Source organism: Corynebacterium appendicis CIP 107643 (assembly GCF_030408415.1).
GTDB classification, from domain to species: Bacteria; Actinomycetota; Actinomycetes; order Mycobacteriales; family Mycobacteriaceae; genus Corynebacterium; species Corynebacterium appendicis.
In genome coordinates, this window is record NZ_CP046976.1 from 201,261 (window position 1) to 223,969 (window position 22,709).

Consider the following 22,709-nt stretch of genomic DNA (forward strand, 5'->3'; position numbering starts at 1 on the left):
CTGAAAATTACAGGTTTTCAGTGATCCACTTGTCGGTGAGCTCGCCTTCCTGGGTGAAGAGATCCTCGAGCGCCTCGGCGACCTTTGGCTCGATGGCGGGGCCCATGAACGGGATGTTCACGGAGGTCTCCGTCTCGTAGTTGAGCTTGGTGGTCTCGCCCTCGCCGGCAAGCTTGATGGAGCCGCCGAAGTCGACCGGGGTTCCCTTGACGTCGGCGGTGAACGAGATATCGGCGGCATCGCCCTCGAGCGCACCGATGTTGACCACGCGCTTGACCTTCAGCGCCTGCGAGACCATCGCCTGCACGGCTTCCGGGAGGAGGGTCTGCGGCAGAACTTCGAAAAGGGTGACGGAGTTGTCGGTGAATTCGTTGACCTCGCCCGGCTCGGGGGAGAGGTTCGCGGCGATGTACTCCCAGTATTCGCGGGTGGAGTACGCCTTGTGCACCTTGTCCGCGGGCTGGTTGATGGTAACGGTGTTGTCGCTATGAGTAGCCATGCCCCACAGACTACCGTTGTTGTCGTGGCTGAAACATCTGCGACTCATCTTGATTTGGAGCCTTTGGACGGCGTGCGCCTGAAGGATTTGACGACGTTGCGCGTAGGCGGAGCACCCCGCGCGGTGTGGCTCGCACGTACCGCGTCGGAGCTCGCGCACGCAGTTTCGCTTCTCGACGCCTCCCGTGAGCCCCTCCTCATCCTCGGCGGCGGGTCGAATCTCGTGGTGGCCGACGGTGACCTGGACCTGACTGTGGTGGTCGCGGGCAACGACGATATCGAGGTGCGCCCTGACGGTGTCGTGCGCGCCGGTGCGGGCGCTGTGTGGGACGACGTCGTCGCGGCCGCTGTGGATGCGGGGCTGTCGGGGATTGAGACCCTGTCCGGTATTCCGGGCTCCGCCGGTGCGACGCCGGTGCAGAATGTCGGCGCGTACGGCGCGGAGGTCGGAGACGTGCTCACCCGCGTCCACCTCTACAACCGCGAAACGGGCGCGACCGAGTGGGTGCCGGCCAGCGACCTGGAATTGGCGTACCGCTACTCCAACCTGAAATTCACCGGCCGCGCCGTCGTGCTGGACATCGAGCTGCAGTTGGCACCGTCGGAGCTGTCGATTCCGCTGCGCCATGTGGGTGGAAAACAGCTGCCGCTGGCGGAAGCGCGCGAGGAGATCTTGCGCGTCCGCGCCGCCAAGGGCATGGTGCTCGACCCGGACGACCACGACACCTGGTCGGCGGGGTCGTTCTTCACCAACCCGGTCGTCGCGCCGGAGCTCGCCGACGAGATCGCGCGCGCCGTCGAGGCGGAGCGCCCCGGCGAGGGAGAGAGCATGCCCCGGTACCCGCAGGACGGCGGCCGGGTGAAGCTGTCCGCGGCCTGGCTCATTGAGCGCGCCGGGTTCCACCGCGGTTTCCCCAATGAGAACGCCCCTGCCCGGTTGTCCACCAAACACACGTTGGCGTTGACGAATAGGGGAGGGGCGGTGGCAGACGACGTCGTCAAGCTGGCGCGCACCGTGCGCGACGGTGTGCGCGAGCGCTTCGGCGTCGAGCTGGTGCCCGAACCTGTGTGGATCGGGCTGTCGATGGACTAGTTGTCCTCTTCGAGGCGGTGGCGGCCGGCTTCGTCGCCGTCCGCGTCAGCTTCCGGCGCATCCTGGGCGGCGCCCTCCGGGGCCTTATCCAGCGACCAGCCGCTCTCCTTCGCGCCCTTCTCGACGTCCTCCTGCGACGGCTCCTCCGGCGTGCCCTCGGCATTCTCGCCGTCGGCGGCCGTGCCGGCGTTGAGGCGGTCAATGAGCGACTGCTGCACCTCGCGGCGGCGGATCTTGCCCGTCATGTCGCGGTTGAGCTCCTCGAAGTGGTAGAAGGTACGCGGCACCTTGTACGGGGTGAGGCGCTCACGGGCGTAATCCTGCAGGCCCTGCGGGTCGAGCGCGGCGCCCTCCTCGAGCGTGACACACGCGACGACATCCTCGGAACCGTCCTCGCGCGGACGGCCGACGACGGCGATGTCCGCGATATCGCGGTGCGCGCGCATCACGTTTTCGACCTCGTCCGGGTAGACGTTGAAGCCGCCCGTGATGATCATCTCCTTGATGCGGGAGACCAGGCGGAGCCAGCCGTCTTCTTCCATGACACCCATGTCGCCGGTGCGGAAGTACCCGTCGACGAAGGCCTTCTCGTTGGCCTCCGGCTTGTTCAGGTAGCCCTTCATCACCTGCGGACCTTTGACGATGAGCTCGCCCGGCTCGCCGTCCGGCATCAGCTCCGTCGGGTTGTCCGGGTCGACGATGCGCACCAAGGTGTTCGGGAACGGCACGCCGATGTAGCCCGGGCGGCGGCTGCCGTCCATCGGGTTCGCGGTGACGATCGGCGCGGTCTCCGTCAGGCCGTAGCCCTCCACGAGCTTGCCGCCGGTGATCTTCTCCCAGCTCTCGATCGTGGAGACCGGCAGGGTGGAAGCGCCGGAGAAGGAATTGCGGATCGACGACAGCTTCTGCCCCTTCTCCTCCGCGCCGGCCGCGATGCGCTGGTACAGGGTGGGCACGCCCGGCACGAATGTCGGCGGGTTGCGCTTCAGCGCGTCCTGGATCAGGTCCGGCTCCGGCGCCGGCAGCAGGGTGATCTCCGCACCGACCAGGAGGCCAAGGCCCAGGTTCAGCGCCAGGCCGTAGACGTGGAACAATGGCAGGACCGCCAGGACTTTCTCGTCTTCCTTGCCCAGGTCCTTCATCCAGGTGCTGCCGGCCTTCATCTGGTGATTGAAGTTGCCGTGGGTGATTTGTGCGCCCTTCGGCTCGCCGGTGGTGCCGGAGGTGTACAGGATCACCGCGGTGGTGTCCTGGGTGATCTCCGGGGTCTCCAGGTTGTGGCCCTCGCCGCCGATCGCGGCGGACAACAGCGTCTCGAACGGAATGGTGTCCGGGGCCGGGCCGGAGAGCTTCTTGCGGGATTCGCGCAGCTTCTTCAGCGGCACGTACTTCAGGGCCAGCTCCATGTACTTCGGCATGGCCTTGGTCATGTCGACGGAGACAATGGTCTCCAGCGGGGTGTCGCGGCGCAAGACTGCGAGCCCCTCGACGGCCTTGTCCCAGATGATGGCGACGCGGGCGCCGTGGTCGTTGAACTGGCCGCGCAGCTCGTGCGCGGTGTACAGCGGGTTGTGCGCGACGACGGATGCGCCGAGGCGCAGCACCGCCAGGAAGGAGATGACGAACTGGGGGCAGTTCGGCATGACCAGCGCGACGCGGTCGCCCGGGCGCACGCCGAAAGCCTTTAGGCCGGCGGCGCAGCTGCGGACCTGCTTATCCAGCTCGGAGTAGGTGATCGTGCGCCCGAAGAACCACATGGCGTTCTTGTAAGACCGCTTGGACAGGGTCTCTTCATACAGGTCCAGAAGAGTGTCGTCGCCGAGGTCGACCTCCGCGGGGGTCCATTCTGCGTAGCTCGACAGCCAGGCTTTTTCTTCGAATGCCGACAATGTTCTGCCCTCCGTAAGTATGTTTCGTCAGTTGGGTGTGCGGCGATTAGTAAATTCCCGGTTCATTTACTCCAGCAAAGTATATAAGTGATTTTAAAGGCTTGTCAGATAATTTATGATCTCGGTCACGAAACGGGGGGATGTGAGGGGTGCTACTCACATCTAGTGTGCGCCGTTGCGCACTGAAGTAGACATTCCTGACCCCACAGGTCGCGCGGACCCACGTAATGTCGCTGTCAGAAGTCACTTCAGCAGCAAGTTGCCTTTGGGGGGTAGAGCACGTGACTGACATGACGACCGAGATTCAACACCGCCGCTACGCCAACACCGGACTAGGGGAGTGGGTGCCGGAAATGGGGGTGGGGCTCCACCGCGCGCCGGAGGGGCAGCCAGAATCGGCGCCACCTCAGCCGGAGCTGCACCAGCCGGCGGCGCACGTTGCCGCGGCAGCGCCGGTGCCGCGCGAGGAACCGCAGCAGCCTCGGCATCTGCAGCCGCCTGCCCCAGCGCAGGCCCGGTCGCAGCCGCTCGACCACATCGACATCGTCCGCCCGGTGAAGGCTCCGCCGCGGCAAGGGTGGCGCAAGCTCGTGCACGGCGCGACGGGCGGGAAGGTGAACCCGGGGCAGTCGCGCCGGGAGGCGCAGCGGGCGCGGGTGACGGACGCGATTAGGACGCCGCTGCGCGGGGACTACCGCATCGCGGTGATGTCGCTGAAGGGTGGAGTGGGCAAGACCACGACGACGGTGGCGTTGGGATCGGTGCTGGCGCAAACACGCGGGGACCGGGTGATCGCGATTGACGCGAACCCGGACTTCGGCACCCTTTCCCAGCGGGTGGCGGCGCCGGGGCCGGCGACGATCAGGGACCTGCTGCAGGCCGACGACACGTCGCGGTACGCGCAGATTAAGGCATTCACCACGCAGGGGGCGTCGCGGCTGGAGGTGATCGGCAGCGAGCGCGACCCGGCGGTCTCGGAGGCGTTCAGCGAGAACGACTACCGCCGTGCGGTGGATATTCTCCAGCACCACTACAACCTCATCCTCACCGATTGCGGGACGGGGTTGATGCACTCGGCAATGGCGGGGGTGCTCGATCTGGCGCACACACTGGTGCTGGTCAGCTCGCCGGCCCTGGACGGAGCGCAGTCGGCGGCGGCCACGTTGGACTGGTTGGAGCTGCACGGCTACGGCAGGTTGGCGGCGAATGCGGTCGTGGTGGTCTCGGCGCCGGCATCGGGAAAGGCGGCCATCGACATGGAGGCGGTGCTCGCGCACTTCGCCGCGCGCACCCGCGCAGTCCACGTGGTGCCCTACGACCCGCACTTGGCGGAAGGTGCGGTGGTGGATATCGATCGGTTGCGGCCGAACACGCTGCGCGCCTACCGGAATTTGGCGGCGACGATCGCGGTGGACTTCGGGGAGTGGCACAAGCACGCGCGCTAGGCGCGGGACTTTCTAGACTTGTGTGCATGCGCGCCGCGATGATCTCCATGCACACCTCCCCGCTCGAGCAGCCGGGCTCGGGTGATGCGGGCGGAATGAATGTCTATGTCCTCAACATTGCCCGCGAGCTCGCGGCGGCGGGCGTGCAGGTGGACGTGTACACCCGCGCGACCAGGCCGAGCCAGGGCCAGGTCGTCAATGTCGCCGACGGCTTGCGGGTGATCAACGTCGTGGCGGGCCCGTACGAGGGGCTGGTCAAGGAGGAGTTGCCGACGCAGCTGGCGGCGTTCGCTGGAGGCATCGTTCAGTTCGCACGCGAGCAGGGTTGCGATTACGACCTGATCCACTCGCACTACTGGCTGTCAGGCCAGGTGGGGTGGCTGCTGCGCGATCTGGCGCGGGTGCCGCTCATCCACACCGGGCACACGTGGGCGGCGGTGAAGAATGCGGCGCAGAAGACCACGGGCGGGGAGCATTCGGAGACGGAGGCGCGGCGGATCTGCGAGCAGCAGCTGGTGGATAACGCGGACGTGCTGGTGGTCAACACCGAGGACGAGATCGACCAGCTAAGCAGGCATTACGACGTAGACCCGTCCCTCATCCGCGTCGTCACTCCGGGGGCGGACACGCGCTTGTTCACGCCGGGCACGAACCGCAACACGGAACGGGCGCGGCGCCATTTGGGCATCCCGGTGGACAGCCAGGTGGTGGCGTTCGTGGGCCGGCTGCAGGAGTTCAAGGGCCCGCAGGTGCTGCTGCGGGCGGTCGCGGAGATCGTGGAGCGGGATCCGGGGCGGAATATCAGGGTGATTGTGTGCGGCGGGGCGTCGGGAAGCGATGCGTCGGTGGATTATTACCGCGCGCTCGCGCACAAGCTGGGGTTGAGTCGCACTGTGCGTTTTCTGGGGCCGCGCCCGCCAGAGGAGCTGGTGGCGATCTACCAGGCCGCCGACATCGTGGCGGTGCCGAGCTACAACGAGTCGTTCGGCCTGGTCGCGGTGGAGGCTCAGGCCACGGGCACGCCGGTGGTCGCCGCACGCGTGGGAGGGTTGCCGCTCGCCGTCGCAGACGGGGAGACGGGAGTTCTTGTCGACCGCCACGATCCCGCCGCGTGGGCGGATGCGCTCGAAGCCTTGCTTGACGACGATGCCCGCCGCATCTCCATGGCCGAAGCCGCCGTCGGACGCGCCGCGGAATTCAGCTGGAAGGCCTCGGCCGAGACGCTCAAGCAGGTGTACGAGGAAGCGCGGTCGGGGTTCACGCCCACGACGGAGCGCCGCCACGCCACCGGCGATTAACAGTGGGCGATTGACCGCGGAGGCTAGTTGTAGCCCAGCTCGTCGAGTGCCCAGTTCAGGCCGGCCGCGGCGATATTGTCCGCGTGGGCGGAGGCGTACGCGCCGGCGATGGTGCCGAAGCGGTTCGCCGCCTCGCCGACCTCGGCTGGGGTGGCGTTGCCGGCGGCGAGCGCAACACCCGCGGAGACGGCGAGGGTCTGCGCGTCGCCGGCGATGATGCCTGCGTCGCGCCCAGCTGCGTGGACTGCACCGTCGAACTGCTCCTTCGCGGTCGGCGGGGTGAACGCCTCCTCGGGGACATCCGGGTTGTTGTCCACCAGGTACTGCTCGATCTCGGCTTTCTCTTCTTCACCGGTGACGAAGTCGGCGCGGGATTCGGCGGGCGGTGCCGGAGTGAATTTATCGTTCACCTGGCCGTCGGGGATGCCATACCCCTCCTCGATGGCGCGGTCGGCGCGCTGCGCCGCCCCAAGCGGGCCGATGCCCATGGAGGTCATGCCGACGATCTGGCCGGTCGACGGGTCGAAGTTCACGCCGCCGGAATCGCCCGGCTTATAGTCGAGAGCCCAGCTCCACACCGTGTCCGAGTTGTAGGCCAGCTGGTAGCCGCACTTACGGGCGCCCATCGAGCCGTCCTTGCACAGCGGCTGGCCGAAATTGTCCAGGCGGATCTGGCCGGGCGCGACCGTCGGGTAATCGCGCACGCCCGTCAGGGGAACCGGTGCGCTGGGGTTGGCGCCGAATTTATCGCGCGAAGCGGCGGCGCCGTCGGCAGGAGTGGACGGATCCAGCACCACGATTCCCCAGTCGGTGGAGTTGCGGGCTTTGCGGGCGGTCGTCGCTAAGCTGTCGTAGCCTCCTGGGACATTGACCGTGCGCACGAGGCCGGTGCCCCCGATGCGCTGGTAGCCGCCGCGGACTGGGGCGTAAACGTCCTGGCCCATGAGGATGCCTTGGTCGGAGATGCCCGTCACGCAGTGGCCGGCTGTGAGCATGACGCGCTGGGTGCCGCCGCTCTCCAGAGCGACATCGCCGACAGGGCCCTGCGTGCATGTCTTCGTGAACATCTCCGGGTGGGGGTGGATGCCCGTCATCTCGTAGACCTCGCCGGCTTCAGGGCCGTACGGGTAGTCCACGTCGAACGGGCGCACGCGCATGGGGGCGCCCGGTGCCGCTTCCGCGTTAACCTGCTGCTCAGTACTTGAATCCGGGGCCGCCTGGGCGATCGGGGACACACTCAGCGCAAGGCCGAGAAGGGCAACTTGAGAAACAATTCGACGCGCAATCACATCAGTGAATGTAGACCACTTGAGCCCCTTCCGTGGCGCCTAGGGCCTGTGAATTGTGTTGCTCCTGTTCGCGCGCCACCCACGGCCATTCACCCCCGGAACCCCCTGTTCGAACCGCAGCAGAACAAGCGCGAAGGTGGCATGCTGGAGATCATGAGCAACGGAAAGCTAATCCTCGTCCGTCACGGGCAGAGCCAGTGGAACGAATCCAACCAATTCACCGGTTGGGTCGATGTCGACCTGACCGAAAAAGGCGAAGCTGAGGCAGTGAACGCCGGCACGTTGATGAAGGACAAGGGGATCCTCCCCGACATCGTCTTCACATCCTTGCTGCGCCGCGCGATCCGTACCGCGAATATCGCGCTCAACGCCGCTGACCGCCACTGGATCCCGGTGGAGCGCAACTGGCGCCTGAACGAGCGCCACTATGGCAAACTCCAAGGCCTGAACAAGGCTGAGATCCGCGAAGAATTCGGCGAGGAGCAGTTCATGGAGTGGCGCCGCTCCTACGACACTCCGCCGCCGGAGATCGACCCGGACAACGAGTACGCGCAGACGGATGACGCCCGCTACGCCTTCCTGCCGGAGGTGCCGCGCACTGAGTGCCTGAAGGATGTCGTGGAGCGCTTCACCCCGTACTACATCGACTCCGTGCTGCCGGAGGTGCTCGCCGGCAAGAACGTCATGATCGCCGCTCACGGCAACTCCCTGCGCGCCCTGGTGAAGTACCTGGACAATATCTCCGACGAGGACATCGCAGGCCTGAATATCCCGACCGGCATGCCGCTGGTCTACGAGTTCGACGCCGACGGCAACGTGACCAACCCGGGCGGCACCTACCTCGATCCCGAAGCTGCGGCTGCGGGGGCTGCCGCAGTGGCCAACCAGGGGAATAAGTAGCTACAACCCCGTGAGCACTACTTTCGCTTTTTTCGCGGGAGTGGCTGTAACTGCCCTCGTCGCCGCCGGAACTCTTCGGTACCGGAAGTGGCGGGGGCGTAGCCGTGCGCAGGCCAAATCTGAAGAGACGAAGGTCCGCACGGTCAGCCAAATCCTGCATTTGGTCATCCAGGGGTCGCCGACGGGCATCACCGTCGTCGGTCAGAAGGGTGAAGTGATTCTGTCGAATGCGGCGGCACACCACATGTCGATCGTGCACGACCGCACCTTGAACCCCGAGGTGTGGAATGTGGGCAAGAAGGTCTTCTCCGACGGCGACGCCCGCGAGCTGGAGATGAACCTGAAGAACCGCTCCACCGGAAGCCGCGTCAACAACGTGAGCGCTGTGGTGCAGCCGCTGACGCTGACGGAGACGGAGCACATCATCGTCTACTCCATGGACGAGTCGGAGAATGTGCGGATGGAATCCGCGCGGCGCGATTTTGTCGCGAATGTCTCCCACGAGCTGAAAACCCCCGTCGGCGGAATGTCCTTGCTGGCCGAAGCTCTTCTAGAGGACCCGGACGACCCAGTGCTGGTGAATTACTTCGGCGAAAAGCTGCTGGGGGAGGCGCATCGAATGGGCACGATGATCGCGGACTTGATCAACCTGTCCAAGCTCCAGGGTGCGGAAGCGCTGCCAGAGATGGCGCCGGTGCGCGTCGACGACGTCATCGATGAGGCAGTCGAGCGCAACCAGCTCGCCGCCGACAGCCACGAGATCGAGCTGACCCGCGGCGAGCGGCTCGACACCCACGTCATGGGTGACAAATTACTGCTGGTCACTGCCTTGTCTAATCTGCTCTCCAACGCGATCAACTACTCGCCGAAGGGCAAGCCGGTCAGCGTCACCCAGAAGGTCGTGCGTGACTCGGTGGTGCTCATCCGCGTCACCGACCGCGGCATCGGCATCGCCCCGGACGACCAGAAGCGCGTCTTCGAGCGCTTCTTCCGCGTCGACAAGGCGCGTTCGCGGCAAACAGGGGGCACAGGTCTGGGATTGGCCATTGTTAAGCACGTGGTGGCAAACCATGGCGGTAATATCAAATTATGGTCCCGGCTCGGAACTGGGTCGACGTTCACGATCGAACTGCCGGTCTTCGCCCCGGAGAAGCTCGCTTCCGCGGTGGTTCCGGAGGAGATCGCGAAACTGAACGCCCTCGAAGCCGGCGACGGGTCCGGGCCGAAGACGGCCAAGACCTCTCCGGTCGCGCGTGTTGTGGCGCGCCGGAAAGACAAGGGCCAGAAGGACCAGGACAAAGAAGGCTAGAGAAGGTTAAGGACACGCAATGACAACGACCATCCTGATCGTCGAGGATGAGGAATCGCTGGCAGATCCGCTTGCTTACCTCCTGCAGAAAGAAGGCTTCGAAGCCCTCGTCGCCGCTGACGGGCAGACCGCTCTTTCCGACTTTGCCGCGAACGACATCGACCTCGTCCTGCTGGACCTGATGCTGCCGGGCATGTCGGGCACCGACGTGTGCAAAAAGCTGCGCGCGACGTCCGACGTGCCGATCATCATGGTGACGGCGCGCGATTCCGAGATCGACAAGGTCGTCGGTCTGGAGCTTGGCGCGGACGACTACGTGACCAAGCCGTACTCGACGCGCGAGCTGATCGCCCGGATCCGCGCGGTGTTGCGCCGCCGTTCCGATGTGTCCGAGCCGGCGGCCGAGGCCCCGTCCGAGAACGTGCTGGAAGGCGGCCGCGTCCGCCTCGATGTCGAGCGCCACACGGTTTTTGTCGACGAGACGGCAGTGCCGATGCCGCTGAAGGAATTCGACCTGCTCGAGTACCTCATGCGCAATGCCGGCCGCGTCCTCACTCGCGGCCAGCTCATCGACCGAATTTGGGGTTCCGACTACGTCGGCGACACCAAGACCCTCGACGTGCACGTCAAGCGCCTGCGAACGAAGATCGAGAAGGAGCCGTCGCGGCCGGAGCAGCTCATCACCGTCCGCGGTTTGGGCTACAAATTCGAGGCGTGATGCCGTAACGGCATCACGAATGAGCGGAACGCGTCGCCGGGTGCACGGAATTCGCGTCCGCGGGCATCGCCGCGCGCGCTGTGCAGTGCTTTTCGACGACCGCGTACGGCTTCTCTCCGATCAACTGCACCAACTCGTCCCGCATCGACTGCCACACCGGTGTGCTGTTGCCGGAATGGCAGACGGGGTCGTTGGTGCACCACCAGTCGAAGTCCTCGCCGCCGTCGCCCCACTGGCGCCGGTCGTATTCACCGATGGTCGTGCGCAGGATTTCCTGGCCGTCGGAACGCTCCTGCCATTCGTCCTCGCGGGAGAACGGCACCTGCCAGCACACCTCCGGCTTCGAGCCGATGATATTGCGCCCTTCCGCCATCGCCCACTGGTGCAGCGCGCAACCGGGGCCGGTGGGGTGGCCGTGGCGGTTGGCGAAGATGCACGCGCCGTCGACAAGCGTTGTTTTCAGCGACGGTTCTTCTTCGTCGTCGTCCCACTCCAGCCACGGCTCGAGTTCGACCGGGTCTCCGGCGGCGAGGTAGCTGTCCACGTCGTCGGGGCGCAGCTGCCAGTACTTCGCGGGCATTTCCGCGACGGCGTTGTAGAGGTCGTCCCGGTCTGTCTCGTCGGACAGGTACGCGCCGTGGATGCAGCAGCCGACGACGGGCAGCTCCTCGGAGATCCCCCGGCATTGGGGGGTACCGAAACGGCACGACCACGTGGATTCAAGCCATGTCAGATCGATGCTGAAGTAATGGTGCGGGTCGTCCGGGTGGGTGAATTCGAACCATTCGCGCGGAAAATCCGGCGGCAATTCATGGCCGGCGCGGATCGATTTGCCGGCGGGGGAATTCTTCGGAAATCCAAGAAACACAGGTTGATTCACACTGCACCACGGTAGACGGTCTAGTGTTGACCCTGTGCGACTAGGTGTATTGGACGTGGGCAGCAATACTGTCCACCTCGTGGCAGTAGATGCCCGCAGTGGTGGACGTCCGACCCCCATGAGCGACTGGAAGCAGCCGCTCCGGCTCGTGGAGATGTTGGATGACGACGGCGCTATCGACGATAAAGGCGTCAAGAAGTTGACGGAGGCGGTGCAGGAGGCGGCTGATCTGGCTGACAACCTCAAGTGCGAGGAATTCCTCGCCTTCGCCACCTCGGCGGTCCGTTCTGCGGCGAATTCCGAGGACGTGCTCGACCACGTCGAGAAGAAGACCGGCGTGCGCCTCAAGGTGCTCTCCGGCAAGGACGAAGCGCATCTGACCTTCCTGGCGGCGCGCCGCTGGTACGGCTGGTCCGCCGGCCGCATCACCAACTTGGACATCGGCGGTGGCTCGCTGGAGATCTCCACCGGCACCGACGAGGTCCCCGATGTGGCAGCCTCCCTCGACCTAGGCGCCGGCCGCCTCACCTACGAGTGGTTCGAGACCGACCCGCCGGAAAAGAAGATGGTCAACACCCTGCGCGACTACATCGACGCGGAGTTGTCCACCGTCGCCGGCGATTTCCTCGCCCAGGGCGAAGCCGGCCTGGCTGTGGGCACCTCGAAGACCTTCCGAACGCTTGCCCGCCTGACCGGTTCCGCCCCGTCGTCGGCTGGCCCCTACGTCAAGCGCACGCTCACCGCGCCGGGCCTGCGCCAGCTGATCGCCTTCATCACCCGTATGACCGCCTCGGACCGTGCGGAGCTGGAGGGCGTGAGTTCGGACCGCTCCCACCAGATCGTGGCGGGGGCCCTCGTTGCGGAAGCAACGATGCGTGCACTTAATCTTGATAAGTTAGAAATCTGTCCGTGGGCTTTGCGCGAAGGTGTGATTCTCCGGCAGATCGACAAAGGTCAGAGTTAAGGAGACAACGAGATGGCTGATAAGCAACTGACCGTTGCCGAGTTGATGGCCCGGGCCCAGAAGGAGAACCCGGATTCCCAGCCTCGGCGACGTCGTCGTCGCAGCCTCGACGAGGGCGGTGTCTCCGTTGCCGAGCTGACGGGCTCCCTGAAGAAGGTCGAGGCCCGCCCGGCTGAGGTCAAGCACTCCTCTGTCCCGATCGACGCCGAGGCCGAGAAGCCGAAGACCGAGAAGCCAGCACCGAAGACCGAAGCGCCGAAGCCTGCGCCGAAGGCAGAGAAGCTGGCGCCGAAGACTGAAAAGGTCGAGCAGCCCAAGCCTGCGGAGAAACCCGCAGAGAAGGCCTCGGCCTCGGTCAAGGTCGAGCCCGCGAAGCCTGCCTCGCCGGCAAAGCCCGCGCAGCCGAAGCCGCAGGCGACCAGCGCCAAGGTTGAGCCGAAGCCGGCGCCCAAGCCCACGCCGGCACCGACGAAGCGCGCCGCAGATGACCAGCCGAAGTCGGCGCCCAAACCTGAACCGAAAAAGCCGCAGCCGAAAGACGAACCCACCTCCCGCGGCAGCTTCGCGGCGGTCGCGCCGCAGCCGTCGAAGACGGAGCAGACCGGACCGATCACCCGGGTGGTGACGTTGGATGAGAAGGGCGAGGGGGACGTCGATAAGCGTGCTTCTGTCGAAGAGATCTCCGACGCCGCAGTCACGCAGGAAAGCCCCGTCGTGCGCGACGAGGATCTGCGGGAGGAGCCCACGCGCGTCCCGGACGGCCAGGAGCTCGTCGAGGAGGACAACAGCGTCAACCCGATCCTGCTGGTGCTGCTCGTGTTCGCGGGGCTGGTCGTCGGTGTGCTGATGTTCCTCGGCTTCCAGTACCTGTGGGAGTCCTTCACCCCGATTCTCGTGGGTGTGCTGGCCGCCGCGGTCACGGCCGGCGTGGTGCTGCTCGTGCGCGCGATGAAGACGGGCCGCGACGCGCTGACGATGACGCTCGCCGCGATCGCCGGTGCCGCGATGACATTCGGCCCGGCTGCTGTGACGGTGCTCTAAGCCGGTCGGCGCTTCATGCCGCGGTGGCCTGCTGTGGGGCTGCTGTGGCACCCTTGGGTGCATGAGCACCACTATCGCAGTCATCGGTGCCGGAAATATCGGGGAAGCCCTGATTTCCGGCCTTGTCAATTCCGGTGTCAACCCGGAGACCATCACGGCGACGAACCGCACGGAAGCGCGCCGCGCGGAGCTCGCGCAGCGTTACGGTGTGATCACCACCGACGACAATATTGAGGCGGTGACCGATGCGGACGTGTGCTTCCTGTGTGTGAAGCCGTATGCGATCGCGGACATGATCGAGGAGCTCTCCGACGCGGTCGCGGCGAACGACACGTCGACGGTCCTCGTGTCCATGGCGGCGGGCGTGACCCTCGATGCGATGTCGGAGGCTGTCTCGAGCGCGGGCACGCCGCTGGCGCGCGTCATGCCGAATACCCCGATGCAGGTGGGCAAGGGCGTGTGCGTGGTGTCCTTCGGCCGTTTCGTGGAGGAGGACCAGCAGGAGCTCGTCACGGATCTGCTGGGGGCGACCGGCCAGGTGGTCGTCGTGCCCGAGAAGCTTATCGACGCCGCTTCTGCCATCTCCGGCTCCGGCCCGGCCTACTTCTTCATGATCGCGGAGGCGCTCGTCGATTCCGGCGTGAGCTTGGGGCTGCCCCGCGACACTGCGACGGCGTTGGCCACCGCCACGGCTGAGGGCGCCGGTGCGATGCTGGCGCACTCCGGCAAGACGCCCGTGGAGCTGCGCGCGGGCGTGAGTTCCCCGGCGGGCACCACCGTGGCGGCGATTCGAGAGCTGGAGGAGTCTGGTGTCCGCGGTGCGTTCTACCGCGCGACCGAGGCGGCCGCGTCCCGCGCGGCCGAGATGGGCACGTAGCCCCCTTCCCGGCAAATTTTCGGCGCGGTGCCTGGGAGGCCGTTTGGGCTGGCAGTGTAATTAGCGACACCAGTGAGCCGAGAAAGAACTGTGAAAAAAGTTAAAGTTTTCCTGCCTGTGAGTCGCATGTGGCACGGGTTTCACGCTAGGCTGTTCTCGGCACGTGCGTGTACGTCCTGTGGGAGGGGAAGCCTACAGCGCGCCACAGTGCTGGAGGTTGATTAACATATGGCAAATGAAGATAAAGGCAAGTTCCTGACCGTGGCCGAAGTTGCGGAAATCATGCGTGTTTCCAAGATGACGGTCTACCGCCTCGTCCACTCCGGTGAGCTGCCGGCAGTGCGCGTGGGCCGTTCGTTTCGCGTGAACGAGACGGCTGTCAGCGAATACCTGGAGTCCTCCGTCTACGACGTGGGATAAGCCCTTCTTTTAGGGTTCATTTGCGGCGGTCCGCGCCGACATCCTGAAAAATCGACCAGCCCTCGTGACGCCCCTTTTTGAAAGTGCAGGTCACGAGGTTTTTCCAGGTTCAGGCCCGGGAAAAGTGGTCGCTTTTCTCACGGCGTCTGGCGCGAGCCGCCGTTTTTGCCTGCCCGTAGGGTCCGGTTTTTGGTTTCGTCCTGCCACGGCGGTAGAATTTTCGCAGTATTCGTGCCGTGCATCGAGACTTTCCTCGATTCTGGCCCGGGAGTGCACCCTGGGGCGCGCTGCTGGAACGGAAGTTCCCTGCGGCGGAAGCGGCAGGAACCGTACGTACGACGAAAGAAAAGTGAGGAAACCTGATGGGTTCTGTGATCAAGAAGCGCCGCAAGCGTATGTCCAAGAAGAAGCACCGCAAGATGCTACGCCGCACCCGCGTTCAGCGTCGTAAGCTCGGTAAGTAAAACGGGCCTTCAGGGCTTCAAACAGCGCCTCCGGCCTCCCTTTCAATTCGGGAGCCGGGGGCGCTGTTGTGCTGTCTAGCTTGTTGAGCGGCGCTTGCGTCGACGGCGCCACAGCAGCGCGCCAGTAGTGCCGGCGGCGATGCCGGCGGGCAGCATCCAGCTAAGCAGCAGCCGGCGGACGGGACGGTAGTCGCGGATGAGCCAGCCATGCTCCTCGGCGTGCTTGCGTAGCTTGCTATCCGGGTTGATGGCCACGGGCGTGCCCACCATGGAAAGCATGGGGATGTCGTTGGCGGAATCGGAGTAGGCGGTGCACTCGGAAAGGTCGAGGCCCTGGATGGCTGCCAACGCCGCGACGGCGTGGGCCTTGCCGGGGCCGTGGAGGATATCGCCGACGAGACGGCCGGTGAACTTCCCGTCTTCTTCTTCGGCGACGGTGCCCAGCGCGCCGGTGAATCCCATGCGGGCGGCGAGGAACTGACCGATCTGCACCGGCGTGGCGGAGACCAGCCACACCTGTTCGCCGGCGGCGACGTGCATGCCGGCGAGTTCCCGGGTGCCGGCGTAGGTGCGGTCGATCAAGCGGTCGTCGACGATATCGCTGCAGATCTCCTTGAGTGCGTCGACTTCTTGTCCCCTGACGAAGTCGAGGGCCATCTCGCGGCCGGACCCCATGGCGTCGGGCAGCTCGGTACCGAAGAGGCGGTACCGGACCTGCGCGACGATGTACGGGAAGATCTCGCCGAGGGTCAGGAATTTGCGGCGGAACAGCTCGACACCGAGCAGAATCAGCGAAGATCCCTGAATCAGGGTGTTGTCCACGTCGAAGAACGCGGCGGCGGTGCCGTGCTGGGGGATGTCGGGGTCCGGTTGGGTCACCCGCATACCCCCGGCGTTGGCGGCGGCGCCGGAGACCGAATCGACACCCGTAGCGAACTGCTCAATCCCGATGCCGAAGGTCTCTTCGATCGCTGCCTCGGCGGCGGCTTCACCGGCGGTGCGCTGGTGGTCGTCGTCGATAGGCGGAAGCGCGGTCTCCTCGATGAAGCGGCGCAGATTGCCCCGTGAAATGGACCATTGTGCGAGGTAATCGCGGCCGGGGAGGGATCCGTTTTCGGGGCTCACGGCTGGAAGGTCTCCTTCGTGGGTGGGGGCGGGCGGTGGGCGAGTAGCCTAAGTAAACATCGTAAGCCTTCGCTGGCGCGCATCGACGAGAAGGAGCCCCATTCATGCCGCAGGACGTCCATAGCCCCACGGTGGTGGAAGTGATGGTCCGAAGGACCTGCGGTTCGTGCGCGAGGGTGACGGAGCAGATCACTCCCGTGGTAGCTGCCGCCGGTGCGCGGCTTCAAACGGTGGACGTGGACACCGACCCGGAACTTATGGCCGAGTACGGCGACCGGGTGCCCGTGATCGTCATTGACGGCGAGGAATTCGCCTGCTGGGAAGTGGATAACGACGAACTCGCCGCGGAGCTGGGGGCACACGGCGGGTGACCCCGGCATGGCAGGGTGTTTGCGGCACTCCATCACCTCGGGGGTAGTCTTTGGGATGACTTGTGGCGCGGCCTTCGGGCCGGATGCCCAGTGAGCTGGTCTGGAGGAAATTTTCGTGAGTGTTCTCGTGGTGGGTATGTCCCACCGCTCGGCGCCTGTCGCGCTTCTTGAGCGGCTCAGCATGGACGACGCCGTGCAGAACGAGGCCGCCGAAGCCTTCACGCAGCAACCGAGCCTGTCCGAGGCGATGATCATTTCCACGTGTAACCGGCTCGAGGTCTACGCGGTCACGAACGCGTTCCACACCGGTGTCAACGACGTACTGCGCGTGCTGGAGCTGTTCTCCGGCGTCGATGTCGCGGAGCTGCGCGGCTACCTCTACGTCCGCTACGCCGACGCGGCTGCCGAGCACCTCATGCGCGTGGCCTCCGGCCTGGATTCCATGGTGGTGGGGGAGCAGCAGATCATCGGCCAGGTGCGCGCGGCTTACCAGGACGCGGCGGAGCGCGGCACGATCGGTCCAGCGCTGCACGCGCTGGCGCAGTCGGCGCTGCACACCAGCAAGCGGATCCACACCGAGACCGCGATCGACGACGCTGGCGCGTCCATGGTGACCTTCGCGCTCGACGAGGCGATGAAGGAGATGGGGGCCGACACCCTCGAAGCGAAGACTGCGCTGGTGCTCGGCGCCGGCGCGATGTCGTCACTGGCGGCGACGAACTTGGGCAAGCGTGGCGTGGACCGGCTCATCCTGGCCAACCGCACCCGTTCGCGGGCGGAGCACCTCGCCGAGCACGCGCGAGAGGCGGGAGTTGCCGCGGAGGTGGTCGATTTCTCGGCGCGGGCAGGCGCACTGTCGCGCGTGGACATTGCGGTTTCAGCCACCGCGAGCGACGGCTTCACACTCACGTCCGAGGACATTTCGGGCCCCGCGACGCTGGTGGACCTGTCGCTGCCGCGCGATATCGACGATGCGGTGGGCGAGATCAGCGGTGTCACCTTGATCAATATTGAGGCCCTGCACGCGAAGCTCGACGAAGACGACGTCAACCCGGGCTCGACCAGGGAGGGCAGCGCCGCGCGCCGCCGCGCGGAGGAGATCGTCGCCGAGGAGATCGAGAATTTCAGCAGCGAGCAGCGCGTGCGCGATGTCGCGCCGATGGTCAAGCAGCTACGCGTCAACGCGTCCGCGACGGCGAAGGCCGAGCTGGAGCGCCTGCGCTCCCGGCTGCCGCAGCTCGACGAGGACGAATTCGAGGAAGTCTCTCGCACCGTCAAGCGCGTAGTGGACAAGCTCCTCCATCAGCCGACAGTGAAGATCAAGGAGCTCGCGGCGTCGCCCGACGAGGTCAGCTACGAGATCGCCATCGAGGAATTATTCGGCCTCACCGGCGGAAAAGACACGACGACAGGCTTGGCCGGGGGAGATGCGGCCGGCATCAAGTCCGCGGGCAGCTTCGAGAAGAATTCGCTGTCCGGGTTCTGCGAGAAAGGAAACGAGCAGTGACGAACTCGACCGAGACCACCACGAACGCCAGCAGCGACGGCCAGCGGACTTTGCGCGTGGCCACGCGCGGGTCCAAGCTCGCCCAGACGCAGGCGGGGCACATGCGCGATGCGCTTATCGACGCCGGGTACCCCGCCGAGCTCACCATCGTCACCACCGCAGGCGACTTGAGCCAGGCGCCGGTGGAGCGCATCGGCGTCGGCGTGTTCACCACCGCGATCCGCCAGTCGGTCTTCGACGGTGAGGCGGATGTGGCCGTCCACTCGTTCAAGGACCTGCCCACGGCCGCTGAGCCACGCACGCACCTAGTCATCCCGGCGCGCGAAGACCGCCGCGAGGCGCTCATCGCCCGCGACGGAATGACTCTGGCCGAGCTACCGGAGGGCGCGAAGGTGGGCACGTCCGCCCCGCGCCGCATCTCCCAGCTCAAGGCGCTGCGCCCCGATCTAGACATCCGCCCGCTGCGCGGCAATATCGATTCGCGCATGGGCCGGGTCACCAGCGGCGAGCTCGACGCGGTCGTGCTGGCCTTCGCGGGGCTCACGCGCGTGGGCCTGGGCGCCAATGCCACGCAGGTCTTCGACCCGGCAGAGTTCATGCCGGCGCCGGCCCAGGGCGCGTTGGCTGTCGAGTGCAGGGCAGAGGACGAGTACGCGAGGGAAGCCGTCGATAAGCTGGTCAGCGTTGACGACACGACATGCGCGACGGCCGAGCGGACCGTGCTCGCCGTCCTCGAGGCGGGCTGCACCGCGCCTGTCGCGGCGACCGCGACGATCGACGGGGGGCAGATCACGCTGCGCGGCGGCGTGTTCGCGCTGGACGGCTACGCGCAGCTCGTCGAAGAAGCGGTGGGAACCGACCCAGTCGAGCTCGGCCACGTGGTGGCGCAAAAGCTTTTCGACGGCGGCGCCGCCCGCTTCCTCTAAGCGCCCCGCCGGCGCTATTCTCGCGGCAATTTCTTGAAATCGCGCCACTAAATTAAGGTGTAGTTACCATACGCCGTCAGCGCCGCTTCCCATCTGGTCCCCCTTGAGTGTTTCCGGGGCCTCAAGCAGGCGCGATGCGCACATTTAGTAAGAGTTGTCGCAATCTGCCTAGAAAAGATTTGAGTCAATGACGAGTGCCACCATGCCGCTTCCCGCGGATGAAAACACGTCTGCAACCTCTCCGGAGTTTACAGCTGCGAAGGGGAAAGTGATTTTCGTCGGTGCAGGTCCGGGCAACCCGGACTTGCTCACCATCCGTGCCCGTGAAGTTCTCGAGCGGAATGCTGTAGCTGTTGTCGACCCGGATGTTTCCGCCGGTGTCCGCGACGTCGTCGGGGCCGGCCTGCCGGTGCCGGAGGAGAAGCTGAAGGCCGCGGACGAGGCCTACGAGGAGATGTGTGCGAAGGCGAAGGAAGCCGGCGCACGCCGCAAGCCGCCGCGTCCGGCGGGTCCGACCGCCGCCGAGCTGTCCGAGGCCGCACCGCAGGGTGAGGGCATCGTCGCGCCGCTGGAGACCGCGCTGGATGAGGTGGCTGCCGCGATCGACCGCGGGGAAGCAGGCGACGGCGATGTGATCCGTCTTGTGGCGGGCAACCCGCTGACGCGCAACGCGATCATGGAGGAGATCTCCGCCGTGGCCGCTGCCGGTATGGAGTTCCAGGTCGTGCCGGGCATGTCCCTGCCGTCGACGGTGCCGTCTTTCGCCGGCATCGGACTCGGTTCCACTTACACCGAGGCGGACCTGGGCAATGAGCCGGTGGACTGGGACGGCTTGGCCGCCGCGCCGCAGCCGCTGGTGCTGCAGGGCGAATCCCGCCACCTGCCGGTCATCGCCGAGGAGCTCACCGCCCGCGGTTACAGCCCGTCGACCCCGCTGACCGTCACGGTCAACGGCACCACGCGCCTGCAGCGCACCTTCGATGCGACGCTGGGCACGGTCGGCAAGCTGGACGCGGATCTGGACGGCACCCTCGTGGTCACCATCGGTACGGCTGTCGACGACCGCTCGAAGTACTCCTGGTGGGAGAACCGCCCGCTCTACGGCTGGCGCGTGCTCGTCCCGCGCGCCAAAGAGCAGGCAGGCCCGATGAACGCCCGCTTGACGTCCTATGGCGCGATCCCGCAGTCCGTGCCGACGATTTCGATGGAGCCGCCGCGCAATCCGGCGCAGATGGATCGCGCGATCAAGGGGATCGTCGAGGGCCGCTACCAGTGGATCGTGTTCACCTCCGTTAACGGGGTGAATGCCGTGTGGGACAAATTCGAGGAGCTCGGCTTGGACGCGCGCTCGTTCGCGGGCGTGCATCTCGCCGCCGTGGGCGGCAAGACCGCCGAAGCGATCCGCGCACGCGGCATGTTCCCGGAGCTGCTCCCGCACCGCACGAAGCAGAACGCGCAGGGTCTCGTGGACGTCTTCCCGGAGTACGTCGAGGAGATCGACCCGGTGGGCCGCGTGCTGCTGCCGCGCGCCGATATCGGCACCGATGTGCTGGTTGACGGCCTGGTGGAGAAGGGCTGGGAGGTCGACGACGTCGTCGCCTACCGCACCGTCCGCGCCGCGCCGCCCGCGCCGGAGGTCCGCGACATGATCAAGACCGGCGGCTTCGACGCCGTCTGCTTCACCTCGGCCTCCACGGTGAAGAACCTCGTCGGTATCGCCGGCAAACCGCACGCGCGCACCATCATCGCCTGCATCGGGCCGATGGCCGCCGCGGAAGCGAAGGAGCAGGGTTTGCGTGTCGACGTCGTGCCCGAGGTCGCCGACGTGCCGTCGCTTGTCGACGCTTTGGCTGAGCACGTCGCCGGACTCCGCGCCGCCGGCCAGCTGCCGCCCCCGCGCAAGAAGCGCCGCTCGCGCCGTTCCTAAGCCATTCCTGATTCAGCGCCGTGGCAGCCATTTTCGCCTACAGGGCGGAGTTCCTAAGATGGGGTGCGTGTCTGATTCAGCTTTGAACCCTGTACATGCTGGTCCGGTGCGACGCCCGCGCCGCCTGCGCCGCAACCCCGTGATGCGCGCGATGGTCGCCGAGACGCAGCTGCACCCGACCGACTTCATCCTGCCCCTGTTCATCGCAGACGATTTGGGGGAGAGCGGCGAGCGCCGCGAGATCCCCTCGATGCCGGGCGTGTACCAGCACAGCATGGACTCCCTGGTGGAGATCTGCCGCGAAGCAGTCGAACTCGGCGTCCCATGCGTCGACCTCTTCGGCGTTCCGCGCGACGAAGACAAGGACGCGGAAGGCTCCCAGGCGTGGGCCGAGAACGGCATCTTGAACCGTGCCCTTTCCCGTCTTCGCTCAGAATTCGGCGAGGACCTGCTGATCATGGCCGACACCTGCCTGGACGAGTTCACCGACCACGGCCACTGCGGCGTGGTGGTCACCGATGCCCACGGCAACGACGTGGTGGACAACGACGCGACGCTGCCGCTCTACGCCAAGATGGCGGTCTCGCAGGCGGAGGCCGGCGCGCACATTGTCAGCCCGTCGGGAATGATGGACGGCCAGATCGAGGTCATCCGTGAAGCCCTCGACAACGCCGGCTTCCAGGACGTGGCCATCATGGCCTATTCCGCGAAATACGCCTCGGCGTTCTTCGGCCCGTTCCGCGATGCTGTCGGCTCGTCGCTCACCGGCGACCGCCGCACCTACCAGCAGAACCCGGCGAATATCCGCGAATCCCTCCTTGAGGCGGAGCTGGACATCGCCGAAGGTGCCGACTTCGTCATGGTCAAGCCCGCTCTGCCGTACCTGGACGTGCTGTCCAAGATCACTGAAATGTCCCCGGTGCCCGTCGCGGCCTACCAGGTCTCCGGCGAGTACGCGATGATCCAGGCATCCGGCGCCAACGGCTGGACCGACCGCGACGCCACCATGATGGAGTCGCTCATGTCCATCAAACGCGCCGGCGCCGATCAGATCTTCACCTATTTCGCCCTCGACGCCGCACGCATTCTCGCGGCTGAGGCCGGGAAAGACGGGCAGCGATGACCGTGCCTAATCCGGGAATGTTCCCGGGGAATGTGGGGGATAGGGGCGAGCAGGGATCGTCGATAAGCGGAAAGCGTGGTGCGCACGACCCGCACACGCCCCCGGAGGCCGTGCGCTACCTGCTGTTCGCGTGGGCGGTCATGATCGGCGCCGAACTGGTGCACCAGCTGTTCGGGCTGGCCATGGCGGTGATCGACCCGTCGGCGCTGATGGAATCCGCGCGCGAGGCGAATAAGACCGTCGGCGGCGGTGAAGCTGTCGGCGACGACCAGGTCAAGCTGATCGTCTACGTCGCGATCGCGCTGATGGGGTTGTTCGCACTGGGCGTCGTGCTGGTGCTCGCGCTCGCGCTGAAAGCGGTCGCGCGGCAGAAGAAATGGTCGACGAACGCCGCCATGCTGCTGACGGTGTTCTCCTGCTATTTCCTGCTGCGCATGATCACCGTCTTCCTCGTCGTCGGCGCGAACAGCGACGGCATTCCCACCGCGGTCGTGGCGCTCGACGGCATCATCCAGATCATTGCCGGCGTCGCGGGAGTCTGCGCCCTCATCTTCGCCCGGCAGGACGACGCGAAGAAGTGGACCGCCAAGGATGATGCCAAAGGCGGGCGCGGCCACCATAATGATTCCAGTCCTGTTTAAACCC

22 protein-coding genes are annotated in these 22,709 nt (G+C 65.9%); 17 read left to right on the forward strand and 5 right to left on the reverse strand.

Going from position 1 to position 22,709, the window contains the following annotated elements; genetic code table 11:
* Nucleotides 1–7 precede the first annotated feature (7 nt).
* Nucleotides 8–499, reverse strand: a complete 492-nt coding sequence (locus CAPP_RS01050) for a DUF2505 domain-containing protein (RefSeq protein ID WP_076598093.1) — start codon at nt 497–499, stop codon at nt 8–10.
* On the opposite strand from CAPP_RS01050, the gene CAPP_RS01055 reads away from it, so the two are divergent.
* A complete protein-coding gene (locus tag CAPP_RS01055; protein WP_076598092.1) occupies nt 488–1,591 on the forward strand; it encodes a UDP-N-acetylmuramate dehydrogenase in 1,104 nt (367 codons plus the stop codon). The genes CAPP_RS01050 and CAPP_RS01055 overlap by 12 nt on opposite strands.
* Here the strand turns inward: CAPP_RS01055 and CAPP_RS01060 are convergent.
* Entirely contained in the window at nt 1,588–3,480 is a 1,893-nt protein-coding gene (locus tag CAPP_RS01060) for a long-chain-fatty-acid--CoA ligase (RefSeq protein ID WP_084560434.1), read from the reverse strand. The genes CAPP_RS01055 and CAPP_RS01060 overlap by 4 nt on opposite strands.
* Nucleotides 3,481–3,761: 281 nt before the next feature.
* Between CAPP_RS01060 and CAPP_RS01065 the strand changes: the two genes are divergently transcribed.
* Together CAPP_RS01065 and mshA are read left to right on the forward strand one after the other, a co-directional pair.
* Entirely contained in the window at nt 3,762–4,925 is a 1,164-nt protein-coding gene (locus CAPP_RS01065; protein WP_412459480.1) for a MinD/ParA family ATP-binding protein, read from the forward strand.
* Between the two features lie 26 nt (nt 4,926–4,951).
* Nucleotides 4,952–6,223 carry a D-inositol-3-phosphate glycosyltransferase gene (mshA, locus tag CAPP_RS01070; protein WP_076598091.1) on the forward strand — a complete coding sequence of 424 codons (1,272 nt, stop codon included), beginning with the start codon at nt 4,952–4,954 and terminating at the stop codon, nt 6,221–6,223.
* A 23-nt stretch (nt 6,224–6,246) separates the two neighbouring features.
* Here mshA and CAPP_RS01075 read toward each other — a convergent pair whose 3' ends face one another.
* The gene (locus CAPP_RS01075; protein WP_143313803.1) at nt 6,247–7,512 is read right to left on the reverse strand and encodes a chymotrypsin family serine protease; all 1,266 of its coding nucleotides are present in this window, start codon (nt 7,510–7,512) and stop codon (nt 6,247–6,249) included.
* Between the two features lie 153 nt (nt 7,513–7,665).
* Between CAPP_RS01075 and CAPP_RS01080 the strand changes: the two genes are divergently transcribed.
* Genes CAPP_RS01080 through CAPP_RS01090 form a run of 3 tightly spaced genes read left to right on the forward strand, consistent with a single transcriptional unit; the run spans nt 7,666 to nt 10,439 of the window.
* Nucleotides 7,666–8,412, forward strand: coding sequence for a phosphoglyceromutase (locus CAPP_RS01080; protein WP_076598332.1), 747 nt, complete (start codon nt 7,666–7,668; stop codon nt 8,410–8,412).
* A gap of 10 nt (nt 8,413–8,422) precedes the next feature.
* Nucleotides 8,423–9,721, forward strand: coding sequence for a sensor histidine kinase (locus CAPP_RS01085; RefSeq protein ID WP_076598089.1), 1,299 nt, complete (start codon nt 8,423–8,425; stop codon nt 9,719–9,721).
* Between the two features lie 19 nt (nt 9,722–9,740).
* Nucleotides 9,741–10,439, forward strand: a complete 699-nt coding sequence (locus CAPP_RS01090; protein ID WP_076598088.1) for a response regulator — start codon at nt 9,741–9,743, stop codon at nt 10,437–10,439.
* 13 nt (nt 10,440–10,452) lie between these two features.
* Here the strand turns inward: CAPP_RS01090 and CAPP_RS01095 are convergent, their stop codons facing one another.
* Nucleotides 10,453–11,307, reverse strand: a complete 855-nt coding sequence (locus CAPP_RS01095; protein ID WP_412459479.1) for a DUF3109 family protein — start codon at nt 11,305–11,307, stop codon at nt 10,453–10,455.
* A gap of 46 nt (nt 11,308–11,353) precedes the next feature.
* On the opposite strand from CAPP_RS01095, the gene CAPP_RS01100 reads away from it, so the two are divergent.
* The 5 genes from CAPP_RS01100 to CAPP_RS01120 all read left to right on the forward strand — a co-directional run bounded on the left by CAPP_RS01100 (nt 11,354) and on the right by CAPP_RS01120 (nt 15,085).
* A complete protein-coding gene (locus CAPP_RS01100; RefSeq protein WP_076598086.1) occupies nt 11,354–12,283 on the forward strand; it encodes a Ppx/GppA family phosphatase in 930 nt (309 codons plus the stop codon).
* A 12-nt stretch (nt 12,284–12,295) separates the two neighbouring features.
* Nucleotides 12,296–13,324: an Rv0497 family membrane protein gene (locus tag CAPP_RS01105; protein ID WP_076598085.1), complete on the forward strand. Its 1,029-nt coding sequence runs from the start codon at nt 12,296–12,298 to the stop codon at nt 13,322–13,324.
* Nucleotides 13,325–13,385: 61 nt separating this feature from the next.
* On the forward strand, nt 13,386–14,201 hold the full coding sequence (proC, locus tag CAPP_RS01110) for a pyrroline-5-carboxylate reductase (protein WP_076598084.1): 816 nt from the start codon (nt 13,386–13,388) through the stop codon (nt 14,199–14,201).
* A gap of 228 nt (nt 14,202–14,429) precedes the next feature.
* Nucleotides 14,430–14,621 carry a helix-turn-helix domain-containing protein gene (locus tag CAPP_RS01115; RefSeq protein ID WP_076598083.1) on the forward strand — a complete coding sequence of 64 codons (192 nt, stop codon included), beginning with the start codon at nt 14,430–14,432 and terminating at the stop codon, nt 14,619–14,621.
* A gap of 362 nt (nt 14,622–14,983) precedes the next feature.
* Nucleotides 14,984–15,085: a 30S ribosomal protein bS22 gene (locus tag CAPP_RS01120; protein ID WP_003855542.1), complete on the forward strand. Its 102-nt coding sequence runs from the start codon at nt 14,984–14,986 to the stop codon at nt 15,083–15,085.
* Between the two features lie 75 nt (nt 15,086–15,160).
* On the opposite strand, the gene CAPP_RS01125 is transcribed toward CAPP_RS01120, so the two are convergent.
* Nucleotides 15,161–16,210, reverse strand: coding sequence for an HAD-IB family hydrolase (locus CAPP_RS01125; protein ID WP_076598082.1), 1,050 nt, complete (start codon nt 16,208–16,210; stop codon nt 15,161–15,163).
* Nucleotides 16,211–16,314: 104 nt separating this feature from the next.
* Here CAPP_RS01125 and CAPP_RS01130 point away from each other — a divergent pair, with 104 nt between their 5' ends.
* The 6 genes from CAPP_RS01130 to CAPP_RS01155 all read left to right on the forward strand — a co-directional run bounded on the left by CAPP_RS01130 (nt 16,315) and on the right by CAPP_RS01155 (nt 22,705).
* The gene (locus CAPP_RS01130) at nt 16,315–16,581 is read left to right on the forward strand and encodes a glutaredoxin family protein (protein WP_076598081.1); all 267 of its coding nucleotides are present in this window, start codon (nt 16,315–16,317) and stop codon (nt 16,579–16,581) included.
* Nucleotides 16,582–16,696: 115 nt separating this feature from the next.
* Nucleotides 16,697–18,088, forward strand: coding sequence for a glutamyl-tRNA reductase (locus CAPP_RS01135; RefSeq protein WP_076598080.1), 1,392 nt, complete (start codon nt 16,697–16,699; stop codon nt 18,086–18,088).
* The gene (gene hemC, locus CAPP_RS01140) at nt 18,085–19,014 is read left to right on the forward strand and encodes a hydroxymethylbilane synthase (RefSeq protein WP_076598079.1); all 930 of its coding nucleotides are present in this window, start codon (nt 18,085–18,087) and stop codon (nt 19,012–19,014) included. The genes CAPP_RS01135 and hemC overlap by 4 nt, the downstream gene beginning before the upstream one ends.
* Nucleotides 19,015–19,216: 202 nt before the next feature.
* The gene (locus tag CAPP_RS01145) at nt 19,217–20,941 is read left to right on the forward strand and encodes a bifunctional uroporphyrinogen-III C-methyltransferase/uroporphyrinogen-III synthase (protein ID WP_076598331.1); all 1,725 of its coding nucleotides are present in this window, start codon (nt 19,217–19,219) and stop codon (nt 20,939–20,941) included.
* Between the two features lie 67 nt (nt 20,942–21,008).
* Nucleotides 21,009–22,064: a porphobilinogen synthase gene (gene hemB / locus CAPP_RS01150; protein WP_494337252.1), complete on the forward strand. Its 1,056-nt coding sequence runs from the start codon at nt 21,009–21,011 to the stop codon at nt 22,062–22,064.
* Entirely contained in the window at nt 22,061–22,705 is a 645-nt protein-coding gene (locus tag CAPP_RS01155) for a hypothetical protein (RefSeq protein WP_143313802.1), read from the forward strand. Before hemB ends, CAPP_RS01155 begins: the two co-directional genes overlap by 4 nt.
* Nucleotides 22,706–22,709: the final 4 nt, after the last annotated feature.